11 protein-coding genes are annotated in these 16041 nt (G+C 53.0%); 2 read left to right on the plus strand and 9 right to left on the minus strand.

All coding sequences use genetic code 11. The features are described from left to right. Position 1: 1 nt before the first annotated feature. The 3 genes from ACL2XN_RS07820 to ACL2XN_RS07830 form a co-directional block, all read right to left on the minus strand. Positions 2 to 1177 (minus strand): glycoside hydrolase family 88 protein, encoded by a 1176-nt coding sequence (locus ACL2XN_RS07820; RefSeq protein WP_413730597.1) that lies wholly within the window; start codon positions 1175 to 1177, stop codon positions 2 to 4. Next, positions 1174 to 1653, minus strand: a complete 480-nt coding sequence (locus ACL2XN_RS07825; protein WP_410015536.1) for a PTS sugar transporter subunit IIA — start codon at positions 1651 to 1653, stop codon at positions 1174 to 1176. Before ACL2XN_RS07825 ends, ACL2XN_RS07820 begins: the two co-directional genes overlap by 4 nt. Positions 1654 to 1844: 191 nt before the next feature. Continuing rightward, the gene (locus ACL2XN_RS07830; RefSeq protein WP_413722554.1) at positions 1845 to 4451 is read right to left on the minus strand and encodes a sigma 54-interacting transcriptional regulator; all 2607 of its coding nucleotides are present in this window, start codon (positions 4449 to 4451) and stop codon (positions 1845 to 1847) included. Between the two features lie 351 nt (positions 4452 to 4802). Between ACL2XN_RS07830 and ACL2XN_RS07835 the strand changes: the two genes are divergently transcribed. Together ACL2XN_RS07835 and ACL2XN_RS07840 are read left to right on the plus strand one after the other, a co-directional pair. After that, positions 4803 to 5969 (plus strand): metallophosphoesterase, encoded by a 1167-nt coding sequence (locus tag ACL2XN_RS07835; protein ID WP_413730598.1) that lies wholly within the window; start codon positions 4803 to 4805, stop codon positions 5967 to 5969. Positions 5970 to 6279: 310 nt separating this feature from the next. Beyond that, positions 6280 to 7773, plus strand: coding sequence for a sigma-54 interaction domain-containing protein (locus tag ACL2XN_RS07840; RefSeq protein WP_413730599.1), 1494 nt, complete (start codon positions 6280 to 6282; stop codon positions 7771 to 7773). A 61-nt stretch (positions 7774 to 7834) separates the two neighbouring features. Here the strand turns inward: ACL2XN_RS07840 and ACL2XN_RS07845 are convergent, their stop codons facing one another. The 6 genes from ACL2XN_RS07845 to ACL2XN_RS07870 form a co-directional block, all read right to left on the minus strand. Beyond that, on the minus strand, positions 7835 to 9181 hold the full coding sequence (locus ACL2XN_RS07845; protein WP_410015540.1) for a carbohydrate porin: 1347 nt from the start codon (positions 9179 to 9181) through the stop codon (positions 7835 to 7837). Between the two features lie 250 nt (positions 9182 to 9431). Next, a complete protein-coding gene (locus tag ACL2XN_RS07850; RefSeq protein WP_413730600.1) occupies positions 9432 to 10817 on the minus strand; it encodes an MFS transporter in 1386 nt (461 codons plus the stop codon). Continuing rightward, a complete protein-coding gene (gene nrfD / locus ACL2XN_RS07855) occupies positions 10818 to 11756 on the minus strand; it encodes a cytochrome c nitrite reductase subunit NrfD (protein WP_413730601.1) in 939 nt (312 codons plus the stop codon). Further along, positions 11753 to 12439, minus strand: a complete 687-nt coding sequence (locus ACL2XN_RS07860) for a 4Fe-4S dicluster domain-containing protein (protein WP_410015543.1) — start codon at positions 12437 to 12439, stop codon at positions 11753 to 11755. Before ACL2XN_RS07860 ends, nrfD begins: the two co-directional genes overlap by 4 nt. A gap of 152 nt (positions 12440 to 12591) precedes the next feature. Then, the gene (locus tag ACL2XN_RS07865) at positions 12592 to 14502 is read right to left on the minus strand and encodes an FAD-dependent oxidoreductase (RefSeq protein WP_410015544.1); all 1911 of its coding nucleotides are present in this window, start codon (positions 14500 to 14502) and stop codon (positions 12592 to 12594) included. A 341-nt stretch (positions 14503 to 14843) separates the two neighbouring features. Continuing rightward, positions 14844 to 16022, minus strand: a complete 1179-nt coding sequence (locus tag ACL2XN_RS07870; RefSeq protein ID WP_413728583.1) for an acetyl-CoA C-acetyltransferase — start codon at positions 16020 to 16022, stop codon at positions 14844 to 14846. Positions 16023 to 16041: the final 19 nt, after the last annotated feature.

The following is a 16041-nucleotide window of genomic DNA, read 5'->3' on the forward strand; positions in this document are numbered from 1 at the left end:
TTTACCAGTAGGGTGTCCAGATACGGGATAGGCGCACCAGCGCTTCGAAATAGAAATAATCGCCCCAGAGATTAGGCACATTAATGCCCATATTGCGGCCATGGTTGTATACCCCCTCGCGCAGCAGGCCATCTTCATGATGCGCGAAATAATGATGGTGCAGATTGCGCATCATCAGGCCGATAGCGTTGATATAAGCGGGGCGCAGCGGATCGCTGAGCGGCAGTTGTTTCAGTAATTCGGCCAGCCCGCACACCGCGATCGCGGCGGCGGAGGTATCACGGAATGCGTGGTCCTGCGGCTTGAATATCAAATCCCAATAACAGACATAGTCATCAGGCAAGCGGTTAAGAAAGTAGTGGCTCAGCTTGCGCGACAGCTCGGTATAGGCGGCATCGCCGGTGTGATTAAAGCCGAGCGCAAAGCCGTACATCCCCCAAGCCTGCCCGCGCGACCAGCAGGAATCATTGCTGACCCCCTGATGGGTATCGCCGCGCAACGGTTGCCCGTTGTGGATATCCAGGTAGAAGGTATGAAAGGTGGAGGCGTCGTCGCGCACCAGATAACGTGAAGCCTGCGCCAAATGGCATCGGGCCGCCTCCCGCCACTGCCGGTTGCCGGTTTCGTTCGCCGCCCAGAACAGCAACGGCACATTCAGATTACAGTCGATAATCATGCGCCCCTGGCGCGCCGGATCGCTTAAATCCCCCCACGCCTGGATAACGCCTGCGGTGGGGTTAAAGCGGCGGTACAGAAATTCCGCGGCGCGTAACGCCAGGTCGCGCGCACGTTCATTGCCGGTCAGCGTCCAGGCATTGACGCAGGAAAGCAGATACAGAAAACCCAGGTCGTGAGTATCCACTTTGATCAGCCGGTCGAGACGCTCCTCGAAGCTTACCAGCAGCCCTTGCGCGCAGCGGCGGTATTTGTCGTCACCGGTGACCTCCCACGCCAGCCATAGAAGGCCGGTCCAAAAGCCCTCGGTCCAGTCCACTTTCTCTACCGCCGGGTAACGCCCGTCCCGCGCGCTGGCCGCTGGGAACGTGGCGGTAAAACGCGGCAACATGGCATCGATGCTTTTCAGCACGTCGCCAATCGCGGCCTGCAGCCATGCCGGCGTCAAATAGGATTGCCCCGCAGCGTAACGCGGGTCCAGGGATTCAAGCACGACGCTCATTGCTTTTCCTCCGCGGCGAAGAAATCATCATCATCGCGGTTAGCGCCGCCCAGATTCTGGCGCGCGCTGACAATTTCCGGCAGCGTATTCATATACTGCATGGCCTGGGTGGCCATATGGATAGCTTCCGCGATGCGCGCCGCCGTTTCCGCGAGTTCCGACATGCAGAACTCCATCAGCATGATCAGGTTAGCGCCGCTAATCACATGCATATGGGGAAAATTCATCATCACTTGAATCGCCGTATTATTAACGCTACCGCCTTTCATATCGGTAAACAGCACCAGCTCATTGCCGCGCCGCGCCGCTTCCAACGCGATAGCGTTGAAGCGCCGTGTCAAATCAGCCGTGGAGCCAATGTCGCCACAGTAAGCGCATATGGGAGTGACGCCATGATCGTTGCCGATAAGTAAATCAAGCCCGGAAATAATGCCTTTAGCATACTGGCCATGACTGGCGATAAAGACCTCTCGCATTCCGCTTTCCTTAAATGATTACTGATAACCCGCCCTGGCAATGCAAGAGCTATGCCATTAAATAAATTTTGTTTAAAAACAAAGGATTAATTATTGTTTTCCACACTAATATTTCTGTTTAAAGCACTGGAAAACCGAGTGTGGAAACATGTGCCCGACGGTAAAGTATGCCGCAAGGCCAAAGGACAGGGTCACGCCGGCTGTGGGGCGATCCAGGGCTCCATGATTTCATAAATCATCAGAACCTCGGTGACGGGCAGCGCGATGTGATATTTGCGGTTCAGCGCCAGGAAAAAGGTGTCATGCCCTGCGACAAAGGCGTGTTGGTCAGCGGTTAGCTGCGCGTCATCACGGTTACGCATCCCGGCATTGACCATGACGCGTTCAATCATTAGGGCAAGGTGCATAAATAAATTAATGCGCAGATAACTTTCGAAATGTATTTTATAAAAGGATTCGTACTGCTTAATGACCGCGTCCACCTCATCAATGATCACCACCGGATTGAGAAAGTTAAGCCTGCCGGCAACGCCTTCCACAGTAAATAATTTAACCACCTCGTCAATCATTGTTTCCAGTCCGTCCGAGGTCAGCAGATCGGTAAAATAGTCGCGGCGCAATACGGCGGTTTTCTCTTTAATCAGTTGTTCCACGCTTAACAGCGGAATATAGCCCGCATCCAGATCGGTGGTAGTGATAATAAGCCGCGTGCCGTTCAGCGCCGGGTCAGAGCGGGCGATTTTCCATTTCACATCGTCATATTCCATAGTGACGATATCAATCTGATCGCAGGCCAGATAACGCTGCACGATATCTTTGAGTTTGTGCGAGATGCCTTCGCCGGAAATACAGGTAATGATAATTTTATTTCCCGGCAGCACGCCGGCGTAGTAGCGGGTTTCCACTTCATAGGCGCCTTTGACGCTGTCGATAATGTCCTTCATCGCCAGGCGTGACTGGATCTTTGAGGCAATATCCAGCGCCATGGCGGTGCTGACGTTATTGATCACCAGCAGTTCGCCATGCAGATGGAGTTTTATTTCCTCATAAATCGCCTTCAGCGACCCCATATCCACCAGGATTATCAATCCGGCGCTCTGCTTGATGGCGTCCAGGTGCTTGATCAGCATATCAATGATCTCGCGTGTCGAGGTCGCGTTGGGCATATCGAAAGCTTTAAATATATAACCGCCGGTCAGCTGATTGGCGATACCCGCCAGACTGGACGCCGTGGAGCGTCCGTGGGAAACAATCACCCCCTGGATGAGGTCATCGTCACCGGCCAGGGTGTTAAATGCGCTGCCGAGCAGCGGCGGCAACAGTAAAAAAGCCTCATTAACGACGTGCTGTCGCAACAGGTCTACGCACTCACCGGCCAGCAACCGCGCCTTGCTGGAAACATAATCGGTTATCGCCCGCAGCTCATCGGCCTGTGCTGCGCCGCCGGCATGATGTAACGCGTAATTCAGGCACAGCCAGACAGCTTTGCGGTGATCCTGACTGAACGTCAGGCCGGTTAAGTTCTCCAGCTCATTGATGGCATGCATGGTGTTTTGCCAGACATAACCGCTGTAAGGCGAGGCCGGATTCAGAACGCCGCCGATCGTCGTCAGCAATTGTTCCAGCTTGCGATTGAGCAACAGCGTATTGCCGCTGTGGCAGAACTCTTTAAAAATGACGTCATCGCGCATCGCTTTAGGCAGCAACATCGACACATCAACGTCACCGGCCCGGTCACGGTGGGAAATCAGCAGCATTTCACCGCCGCCGGAATGGAGGTGCGGCGAATTCAGGGTGATAAATTTCGCGTTATCCCCGTCGCTCCATGCGCTGGCGCACATCACCTTAATTTGGTTTTTCAATTCGCCGATATTGCCCCTGATCGGCGACATGACCAGTTGATGCATAAGGGCGGCATCCAGATGAATATCCCTTGCCAGGCTGCGTGCCTCGCAATGCAGAAAATACTCGACCTGCGCCACCCGTTCAGTGAGCGGACGTGAGATGAAATTCGGCAGCGTGACGCGCACCGGGATGCGGCGGCGGAAAGTATTGAGCAACACGGTATCAATATTTTCTGTGGTGGCGAAAATAAACCGAATGCTGGCCGGACGACGGGTACGATTATCACCGAGGCGGTAGAAATAGCCTTTATCCATAAACAGGAACAGCTTTTCCTGGTTTTCGGCGGAGAGCCGGTGGACTTCATCAAGAAATAAAAAACCGCCGTCCGCCTCATCGAAGGCGCCGCGCTTCTCCCGGTCGGCGCCGGTGAACGCCCCCTTGATATAACCAAATAATGTGCCGGACAATAGCTCAGGATTATTGGCATAATCGGCGCAATTCAGCTCGATAAGCGGTTTATCAGCCGCGATAACGCCCCGTTCCAGCGCGTAGTCATATATCACGCTGGCGAGATGGCTTTTACCCACCCCGCTTTCACCGGCCAGCAGCACCGGCAGACCGCCGGTGGGATAATCTACCGCCGAGCGGCACATTAATACCGCTTGCGCCAGACTTCCCTCAACGCCAATCAGACGGCTGAAGGCATCCAGTGCTTTTTTTTCCACCCGCGCCAGCACGGATCGTGTTTGTGCCGTATTGACAAAAAAACGTACGGGCCGGGTGTTTTCTTTGATTAATTTCCCATCATCGCATAACCGATTGAGATAATGACTGATTACACTGCGGCCGATCGGCACTAAATTCGCGCAATCCAGCGCGGTAAAACCGCTGTGATTGCCCGAATAATGGGTCAATATGGACTGGTACAGTTTATCTTTTGCTGACATGGTCATGGTGACAATCCGTAAGAGAAACGATGCCCGGAAGGAATAGTTAGACACTAGACACTACTTTTCCCGTTAAACACTGAGCACTCTCCACCGAACTATAAAAAAATGAAACCGTGTTTTAACTATTATTTGATCTCCTTCACAATACCATTGCCCTCCTGTGCCGGCCCGGCCTATGCCCGCCGGCCGTCTCTGTGCCGTCATAACCGGCTATACCGTCAGGCATCTGCACGTCCTTAAACGGCGTCAGCAGTGCCCCGCCGCCCGCTGGGGGATAACGTCAGACGCTGACGCGGGAGAGTGAATTCGGCTATCCTGAGAGAGGTGATATCATGTAACAAGGAAAGATTATCTATGCTCCGTTCCGCATTTTTCATTCGCCTCATCAGCATAGTCACGCTGTTGCATGTGTATATCGGCGTGCGGCTCATTGCCGCCTTGCCTGTCGGCACGCCATTCAAATGGCTCGCGGCGCTGCTGCTGGCGATGTCTGCTGTGCTGATCCCGGTCGGCATGGCCGCGCGCAATATAAAAAAACAGCCGCTGTCGGACCGGCTGGCGTGGGCGGGATTACTCACGATGGGTTTCTTCTCGTCGCTGCTGGTGCTGACAGCGCTGCGCGATATAGTGTTGCTTTTGCTGCATGCCGTGGACAGTTTGCCGGGCGTCACTGCGGCGACGGCGGAGTTCACCGCCGTCAGCGCGCTGTGCGTACCGCTCGTTGCCATACTCCTCACGCTGTTGGGCGTTTACAACGCGCGCAGGAATGCGCCGGTGAAAAATATCGACATCCCTATCGCGGGACTGGCGGCGGGGCTGGACGGCTTTCGCATCGTGCAGATCAGCGACATCCACATCGGCCCGACCATTAAACGCGGCTATGTCGAGAAAATCGTCGCAACCGTGAATGCGCTTGAAGCGGACCTGATTGCGGTGACGGGCGATGTCGTCGATGGATCCGTGCCGCAGCTCGAGGCGGATACCCGCCCCCTTGGCGCGTTATCGGCGCGGCACGGGATCTTCTTCGTCACAGGCAATCATGAATATTATGCCGGCGCGGATACCTGGATCGCTGAGTTTCGCCGGCTTGGCTTCCAGGTGTTGATGAACGAACATGTGGTGGTTAACCACGGCGGCGCGCGCGCCATCGTGGCGGGCGTGACGGATTACAGCGGCGGCAACTTCGACCCGGCGCACGCAAGCGATCCGCAGAAAGCCATGCGCGGCGCCCCTGGCGATATTCTGTTCCGGCTTTTGCTTGCCCACCAGCCACGCTCTGCGACGGCCGCCTCGGAAGCGGGCTTCACGCTGCAATTGTCCGGCCACACGCACGGAGGCCAGTTCCTGCCGTGGCAGTTCTTTGTCCGTTTGCAGCAGCCGTTCGTACACGGGCTGGACAAGCTCAACGATCTTTGGGTATACACCAGCCGCGGCACGGGCTATTGGGGACCGCCGATACGACTGGCCGCACCGTCTGAAGTCACGCTCCTGCGTCTGGTGGCGCATCCGCCTGCCGGTTGATGGCGGGCGCCCTGATGGGGCGCGGCGATGTGCGCACCTATCGCCCATGGAGGCGATGGGAAGCCCGATCGATCGCCAATATAAAAGACAAAGAGATGCTTTTGCCTAATATGCTGGATCTTATTTCAATATCTTTACCTCTGATTTATGACTTCTTAACATAAATAAAAATGCTGTTTAATACCGGAACGATATGTGATTTCTTTCACATATCCAGCCATCAAATTTATTTATAACTTGATCTAACATTCGCTGGTTCCTTGAGCCGGTATAGTCTGTTTTACCATCACCGGTTTTCAAGAGGCCCATCATGTCCAGCGCAAATTTTCTCCAAACGGCTAACGAGGCTGGGATAGATTTCAAGAAAATCGTCGATACCCTGGAATGCCCTATCTACATAACCAACTCCAGCGGCGTAACGGAATATATCAACCTGGCTTACCTGCGTGAAAACCCCATCATAGAGGCTGATGCCATCCTTGGCCGGAGCATTGACGATATTATTAAAGAAGGAAAATATTTCAAAAGCGCGATTACCACCGAAGTCCTCAAACAAAAGAAAGAGGCCATGGCGTTTTTTGTTCATCATCTGTTACCGGAAAAAATGGCTTTTGTGTCAGGTATGCCGGTGCTTGATGAGGAAAACGAGATTGAACATGTGGTGTCTATCTTGTATGCGCAATCTTTTTTCCAGAAACTGCATGCCAAATTCAACTATCCGATTTATTCATTCGAATCCTATCATGAACCATTGGAAAAAATAACAGGGCCGGCTTCCCCACCTTTCGCTAATTTTATCGGTGTCAGCAGACCGATGGAAGAACTGAAGCGGATTATGCTGCGGGTCGCAAAAACAGATGCATCCGTTTTAATACGCGGAGAATCCGGCACAGGTAAAGAAGTGGTGGCTGAGAATATCCAAAAACTAAGCGCGCGGGCAGACCGGCCTTTTATCAAGCTTAATTGTGCGGCAATACCGGTCAGCCTTATAGAAAGTGAGCTTTTCGGTTATGAAAAAGGCGCATTCACCGGCGCCGGTTCAGGACGAGCCGGTTTTTTTGAGCAGGCCAACGGCGGAACAATATTCCTGGATGAAATCGGCGATTTACCCTTCGAGGCCCAGGCGAAATTGTTACGCGTCTTGCAGCAAAAAGAAATCGTCCGCTTAGGCGGAACTAAACCTGTCAAACTTAATGTCCGCGTCATTGCCGCCACCAATGCCGATCTGGATAAAAAAGTCGCCGAGAGAAAATTCCGTGAAGATCTTTTTTACCGCATTAACCTTATTCCGATTCATCTCGTCCCTTTACGGGAAAGAAAAAGCGACATTCCGTTACTGACTGAATATTTCCTGCATAAATTTGATGCTCTTTATAACAGAATAATCAGATTCCCCGCCCCGACGTTGACACTGTTAGTCAATTACGCCTGGCCGGGCAATATCCGCGAACTGGAAAACATCATTGAATATTTGTATATTTGTTCCGAGGAAAATTTCATTACCGAAGAAATCATCTCTCCGCTGCTATGCAAGAATGAACAGCATCCGCAACCTGACCATCTGGATGACGAAGCATTGAATTTTTGCGCCAGGCAACTGCGCCTTAACCATACCCTGCCGGATATTCTGTCGCAAATTGAAAGGACTGTATTAGCGCTGGCCCAGGATAAATATAAAACCACCTATCATATTGCCGCCGCCCTGGGCGTATCCCAGCCCACCATCGTCAGGAAAATGCAATCCCTGGGGCTGGGACGCAGAAGGTTCGGTACGGATACGAATATGATTTGCCATCAGCAATGATAACCGTAAACACATTTTGCCGGCGCCAGGACGGGCCGGCAGTTTTCCCTGTTCGCAGCCCTCACAGACCAAGCAGTTTTTCCAGCATGACGTTGACCTGGATCCAGAATGTGTAGCCATCCTCTGGTTTGACGTTGGTATAGGCATACTGGTAATTGGTGTTGTTCCAGACCCGAGACCCGGTCATCGTTAAATTGACCTCCGGCGTGAGCATAAAGGAAGCGTCGATACTTAACTGCTGTTCGTTACGCGGCACCTGCCACCCCGTTCCGCCCAGGGAATCGTACATATCCTGCAAATAACGGTGTTCGCCATCCGTCAGCCTGCCCCAGCGGAAAGTCAGGCCGTAGCTGTCATCGGGACGGCTCTGCCAGGGGCCCGACCAGATAAGCCCGACATCAGCCAACGTGGCTATTCCCGTGTAGGCATCCGATTGCAGGGTTTGCGACCAGCTGCCGTGCAGACTTACGGCGCTGGGCGCGGGATTGTGGGGATCGGCCCCGCCATCACGCCGCCATAAGGCTTTTTTTGCCGTAAGATAAAAGCCGGAAACCCCTTTATGGGTAATCACCGCCGAGCTGCCGTCGTATACCTTCGAGGTGCCGTTCACCGTGGCGTAGGCATCGTTGTATTGCAAATTATTGTGGAACGCCAGGACCTCCCAGTTGAAGGGATAGGGCTCCTGCCGCCAGCTGGCGCGCCGCGCTAAATTAGCGACCAGCAGGGTACTGCCGGTATCTAAGTCGTCGTCCCACCGTTCCCAGCCGTTGGTGAACGGAAACGCCTGGTAGGTACGCCAGACACCGATATTGGACTCCAGCGCCGGCGTAAAGTGATAGCTGGCGCGTGCGCCCCAGCCGGCGTAAGGCGCGGGGGCGAACCCCGCGGTTTTATTCAGTACGGTATTTATACAGGACGACGGCACGTTACAGTTGCTGAAACCGACAAACTGGCCGGGATTGCTCTTGCCCAGTTCAATGGAGAGTCGATCGTTAAACAGTTGCTGTTCATAACCGAAACGCAGCAAATGCGAGACCTTGGGGATATAGGGCGGCGGATCGCCGGCCAACATGCCGCCGGCGTTATTGCCATAGAGAGTATTATGGGCGAAGGGCACCCATAGTTGCATAAAGTGGACCGTGCCGCCGGGTATGAATCCCATACGATCGAGATCGAAATCCGCGCCGGCAAAAAACATCGTGTAGGCCTGCTGCTCGTCGGTGGAAGTCCCCGCGCTGGGGTTGCCCAGCCAAAGCTGAGAGGCCATGATATGTGGGGTAACGCCGTGCTCCGACAGCCATCCCCCGGCATCGGACAGCGGCCGTCCTGAAGATTCCGCGTCGCTGGCGGCAAACGCCGCGCTGCTCGTCAGCGCTATGCCGCAGGCGATCGCGCCGGAACATAGCATTCGATTCCATATATTATGAGGCGTTATTTTCATTGTTCTATCCCATTGAGGTAATAGGACGGAAACGGCCGGCCACGAATATATTCAATGACGGCCCAACCGCGATAGCATGCCCTATTCCGGGCGCGTTATCAGCGCGTTGTTTTTCCGGCTCTGGTTATCATCGATAATTACATTTTGTTAAAACATCAGATGTCATAACTACCTAATATTACTGGCAGTCAGGATTATTCTTTAAATAACCGCGTTATTACTTCTGCGTTTCCTGCACAAAAACATCGCCATCGTTTTTATCCAGGCGTAAAAAAATAAAGCAACATAAAAACAAACCAAAACTCATCAATAAAAATGACACATGGTAATTTTCCAGCCCCCTGGCGTTAGCGGCGTAGTTAACATAATGAAGCACCGTAAATGTTAACGTAACGCTTATTATGATTGAAAGCAGCTGGCTCAGTATCAGCAAGCTGTTGCCGGCGTGATAGGTCTCATCAGTTAACTCGCTGAACGTCAGAGTATTCATGGTGGCATACAGGACAGAAGTAAACACCCCCAGAATAAATATCAATATAACGACGCTATCCAGCGAACCGTTCAGCCCAGGAAGAGTCAAAGAATAGATTAACGCAGCACTTACCGTCGTCGCGATAAGCAACAAACACCGGTAGCCGCACCATATCAATGCCGGGCGCAGCAGGAACCGGGCGCTTATCGAACCCGACGCCAGCGACAGCATAATGATACTGACACCCCTCGGTGAATAGTTAAATTCCCGTTGCAGCATCAGCGACAGGACTAAAGGTACCGACGCTATAAAAATCCGCACGCAAATATTACTGGCTATGCCTACGGCAAAGGTTCTGTGACGAAACAGCGAAAGAGTGAATAGCGGATCATTGGTATTATCTTGGTGGTTTTTATAGCGATATAACAACAGCATTGCTATTAGGAAGAATATAATTACCCACATTCCGGTAAAATAGTGTTTACCGATGCCCAACAAGCCAAGCAAGATTAATAACAATGCCGGTACCACCAGCATAAATCCTATGGTATCGAATTTTCCCCGCATACTTGATGTTAGCTGTTCGGGCATATATTTTTTTGCCAGGACGACACAGATCAGGCATAGAGGAATATTTACCAGAAAAATCATGCGCCAGGAGCATGTGGTTATCAGCAGTCCGCTTAGCGGCGGTCCCAGCAGCGTTCCGCCCAACCCCAATAACGTGATCTTATTTAAGGCGGATAATTTTTCCGCCGGGAGGGTCGTTTTTAAAATGACCACGCGCGTCACCGGCAGCATTAGCGCTCCCCCAATGCCCTGTAAAAAACGCGCCAGGATAATGGCGGTTAACGTATCCGCCGCGGCGCACAAAAACGAGCCAAGGCTAAATAAGCCCAACGCTAAGAGATAGATTCGCCGATAGCCGTATGTATCCGCCAGCCAGCCGCATACCGGCGTAAAAACCATCACTGTCAGCATATAAGACACCACCACCATCCCCATGCTAAGGGAGGACTGATGTAATGCCTGCGCCATGGAGGGGATAGCCAGATATAACATGGTGGTATCCAAAGATTGCATAAAAAAAGTTAATGATGCAACGCTCACAAGCCAGGTTAAGTTGTTCATTTATGCCATTACCATCTGTCCCGCATACAATATAAACAGGCGCAGCATAAACACGCTGCACAATGCGACGCCCGACATCGATAGCCAATAAACTTTATGGGAGGTGATACGGCCTGCGCACAGCAACCTTAAAGCCATAGGCAATACCATACCCAGTCCCACCACGCCAAGCCAAAACACGGCCCCCCAAAAACCGCTCAGGGCATTTAATGCCGCGGCCTCCTTTTGTCCGCCGCCAAAAATCAGGCCGATAAAGAAAACCGCCAGCAGGCCAAGCTCGGTCAAGATAAGCGGCGGTTCCAGTCGGTGAATAAAAGCCAGGGACGGCGAATAAACCGATTGTTTACAGAACGCCAGTCCGCAAAATATCGCCATGGCCACCCCTGATGTCAGGCCGGAGACCAGGAAAAGCAGAGGCAATACCGGGTTATTCAATAACGGATAGGATTTCAGGGCCAGCAAGAGGAAGCCGGTATAGACCCCGAGCAGAATGGCCAACAAAAATACCGCCATATCAAGCCGGCGTTCCCATCCCGCGATGAAAAAAATAATCCGTTTCAGCCATCTTGATTTAATCATATCAAGGAGGTATTGCTGATAGATGGCGATAATCCAGAGTATGAGCGCCGCCATATAAACCTGGAATAACATTACCCCCAGCGACATAACCGAATGGGGATTATAAAACACCATCAAATACCAAAAAGTCCACGAACGCGCCAAATGGAAAATAAGGATCACCAGCCCAAGAACAACCGTTAAAGGCGCAATAACTACCGTCGCCTTGATAATGCCGTCGCTGCCGGCATTTGCCACGAGGAGTTGCCTTTTAAGCAAAACGGCTATGATGACCATGCCTGATGAAATACCTATTAATAATAAGTAAATGGCAATGGGCCAATCCCAGACCAGGGTAGCGAAATGAAACGCAGTGTTCATCCTCGTATCTCTCCAAATTTGCCGGCGATATGATAGAGCTTGGGGTGAGTGCCTAAATATACTTTTTCACGGTATACCGTTTTGCTGGCGATAAGTTTGGCGATATCGCTGTCGGGATCGTCCAGATTACCGAAGGTCAGCGCCTTCACCGGGCAGATCGCCACGCAGGCGGGGGGCTTGCCGGCGGCCAGATTGGTATCCCGGCAAAAATTGCACTTATCCGCCGTTTTCGTCAGCGGATGGATGAAGCGGACATGATAGGGACAGGCGGCGATACAGTACCGGCAGCCAACGCACCGATCGTGGTGGACATCAACTATGCCCGTTGTAGCGTCTTTATAAGAAGCGCCGGTAGGGCAAACCGCAACGCACGGCGGGTTATCGCAATGCTGGCAGGATTTACGCTTGAACTGCCGCGAGGTTTTATCCATCTCCCGGTACGTGCCGTTATCCAGAATATCCAGCCGTGTGACTTCCTCCGGAACATTATTGACTTTGTGGCAGGCCCGGACACAGGCACGACAGCCAATGCAGCGGGTTTCGTCATGGATCATGCCGTAGCGGATATTACCCACAATGAGAGTTTGCGGATTAATGACCTCCGCCAGAATACGGTTAATTGAATTGGCCGCCAGCACAGCTCCGCCTATTCCCATAATAAACCCGCGACGCGACACGCCCATAACGACCCCTTATTTAAATATAATGCGCGAGCAATGCTTCATCCCTTGCCGGTATCCCGAAGCAAGGTATTATGCTCCTGTATTTCACCAGCCCATTTGACTGTATAGGGTACAGTTTGAAGACACTGTTTAGCCCTCTCGCCCTGCTGATATTAATGAGCGGCCGCGATGGTTTCCGCCGCGTTTTCCCCGGCAATGCGGCCTGAATTCAGCGCAAAGCCATTAGCTAAGCCTTCATAAGGCGGATAAGAGGGTCCACTGTAAAAACCTCCGGCGACATTGCCCACCGCATATAATCCCGGGACAGGTTTGGCGTTAATATCGGTGACCTGTAATTTGGCGTTAACCCTTACCCCACCGATGCTGCTTAAACTCACCACCTGGGTTTCAAACGCATAGAAGGGTCCGGTTTTCACCGGATAAATCAGATAATCCGGTTTTTTGCCAAAGTCCGCGTCAACTTTGGCTTTGATCAGATCGTTATAACGGGAAACGGTTTTCTCCAATTGGCCGGCCTCCACACCCATATTTTTTGCCAGTTCTTCCAGTGTCTGTCCTTTGAAAATATTTTTACTTTTACCCCCATCGACAGCGGTATCCGCCAGCGCCGTGAAATCGCCGCCCTTGGGAGGATTGGCCGGACCGGCGCCGGATAAAGGAAAGGGGAATGATTTTTTGGTAAAAGCATTCAGCGTCTGATTATCGAGAATAATGTAATATTTACCGCCCACCGAATAAGACACATTTGCCCAGTACGCCGAATCATACACCAGGCCTTCATCGCCAAATCGCTCACCGTTGGCGTCCACCCATAATAATGGTGATTTCAATAACCAAATAAGGGGACTATCATTTTCGGCATTGCCTTTATCGGCGGAAGCTGACGAAGTAATTCCCACCAGTTTACAGGCGTGAATCAATGCGGAATGAAAGTTCCACTCCGCCCCGCCGGCGGCCCAGGCCATTTTGAGGCCTTCGCCCTGATTCGGCCAGGCCAGGATATGAATATTCGGTGTATCCATCACGTCCCGTATTAATTTTTCATTACCGCCGAACCCGCCGCTGGCGATGATAACCGCCTTGGCGTGGACGAGTAATTTGCCACCGTCCGCCTTTTGCGCAATGACGCCGGTGACTTTGCCGTCTTGTTCCTGAATCAATGATGTCACAGCGGTACTTTTGAGCAATTCTCCGCCATATTGCTGGAAGTCGGCATAGAGACTTTTATAGGCGGCATTGGTATTGAGATAATGGTGGTAAATATCAGACTTGATAGGATCATCCATGTGCGCCTGCTGTAATTGGTTGGTGTCTTTGGCGGCGGTCTTAATCTCCAGCTTCACGCCATGTTTTTCCATCCAGTCAGCCGTTGAACCGGACTTATACACAATGGCTTTAGTCAGCGGGCCATTGGATAAAAAGTGGTTGTAATCCAGCAGCCGGTGCGTCAGGTCCTGCGGGGTATATTTCATCCCTAAGGATTTTTGCAGCGCCGATCCCACGGCAAAAAAGCCGCTGGCCATATTGCCGCTGCCGCCCACCACCGCGGATTTCTCAATCACCAGCACCTTAGCGCCTTTTTCCGCCGCGGCCAGCGCGGCGGCGGTGCCGGAAGTGCCGCCCCCCATGACCACCACATCCACCGTTTTCTCCTCATCGGCGACAGGGTCTGCGGTTTTAGCCGATACGCTGGTGTATTTGCCGATATCCGCGCCGGCCTTCAGCAAGGCCGCCTTGGCGGCTTGCTTAACGGCATCGCTGGTTTCGGTGGCGCCGGTCATGCCGTCCACGTCCAGGCTTTGCCTATCAAGGATGGACTTGGCGACCAGAGGTCCCGCCACGCCGCCCAGTTCAGGGGTTTCTCCGGATGCGTCGGCGACGATATTTTTAATCGTTCCCGCTTGATCAATGGAAACCGTGACCCTGACATCACTTTCCTTGCCTTTGGCCGCAGCCGTATAATCGCCGGCGGTAACAGCCGCGTTGGCCGACAGACCCGCAGAGCAGCCCAGAATGAGCGCAACCAGTGCTGATAAGCTTTTTTTCACGTAATCGTTTTTCATAGAATATCGTTCCGCTTATATAAGTTTTATCTACCCGCGATATTGAGCAAAGTTAGTGCCAATATTAATCCACGTCCGAATTTATCGGCGCATGACCTAAAATGATTGCAATTGGCTTTATTACGCGTCATTTCCAACTTCGCCGCACTTATTATGTCGGTTTTCAATCCTGGCTATAAAAAATATCGTCAAAGCCGGGATATAAAACCAGCCCGTAAAAACAGTAATCATCCATTTTTGTATTTTTAATGCATTTATGAATTAAGACCTGTACTCGGCCTTAAATTATTCCCGTTTTTATTTTTTAAGCCCCTATTTTCCCCCTGACGGTAAGACATATGTCACAGGCGTTCCACCACGATCGCCACCCCTAATCCCCCGCCGACACACAGGGTTGCCACGCCGAAGGTTTTGTCCCGGGCCGCCAGGGCATAGAGCAGCGTTACCAATATCCTGGCGCCGGAGGCGCCGATGGGATGGCCCAGGGCGATGGCGCCGCCATTGACGTTGGTTTTGTCTTCATCCAGCCCCAGCTCATGGCCCACCGCGGCGAACTGCGCGGCAAAGGCTTCATTGGCCTCGAACAGGTCAATATCACCGATACCCAGACCAGCCCTCTTCAGTGCCGCGCGCACCGCCGGCACCGGCCCGATACCCATAAACGCCGGGTCGACGCCGCAGGTGGCATAACCGCGGATCCGCGCCAACGGCCTGATATCGAGTGCGCGGGCCCGGGCTTCGTTCATTACCACCAGCGCGGCCGCGCCGTCATTGATGCCGGAGGCATTCCCCGCCGTGACGCTGCCCTCAGGCGCAAAGGCCGGACGCAGCCTGGCCAGGCCCTCGGCGCTGACATCCCCGCGCGGATGTTCATCCGTATCGAAAATAATGTCGCCTTTTTTGCCGGGCAAGATCACGGGCAGAATCTCATTACGGAACGCGCCGTTGCCAATGGCCGCCACCGCCCGCTGCTGCGAGCGCAGGGCAATCTGATCCTGCTCCAGCCGGCTGATGTTATACCGGACGGCGACATTTTCCGCGGTGATGCCCATATGGTATTGATTAACACTGCAAAACAGTCCGTCATGCACCATGCTGTCGATAATGGCGCCTTCCCCCATCCGGTAGCCCCAGCGGGCTTTATCCAACAGATAAGGCGCCGCCGACATATTTTCCATCCCGCCGGCCAGGACAATCTGCGCATCGCCCGCGGCGATAGCCTGGGACGCCAGGATGACGCTTTTCAAGCCGGACCCGCAGACGACATTGACGGTGGTCGCCGGGGTCTTTTCATTAATGCCGGCATGCAGCATCGCCTGACGGGCCGGGTTTTGGCCCAATCCCGCCTGCAGGACATTACCCAGGAAAACCTCGTCGATAATATCAGGCGGGATACCGGCGCGCCTGAGGCTTTCCAGCGCCACCAGCGCGCCCAAACGGGGGGCGGCCAGCGACGCCAGACTGCCGCCAAAGCTGCCGATTGCGGTACGCACGGCACTGGCAATAACAATTCCCGTCATATTGACCTCCTGCTGAATC

This window comes from Sodalis sp. RH22, assembly GCF_047324165.1.
Classification (GTDB): Bacteria; Pseudomonadota; Gammaproteobacteria; order Enterobacterales; family Enterobacteriaceae; genus Acerihabitans.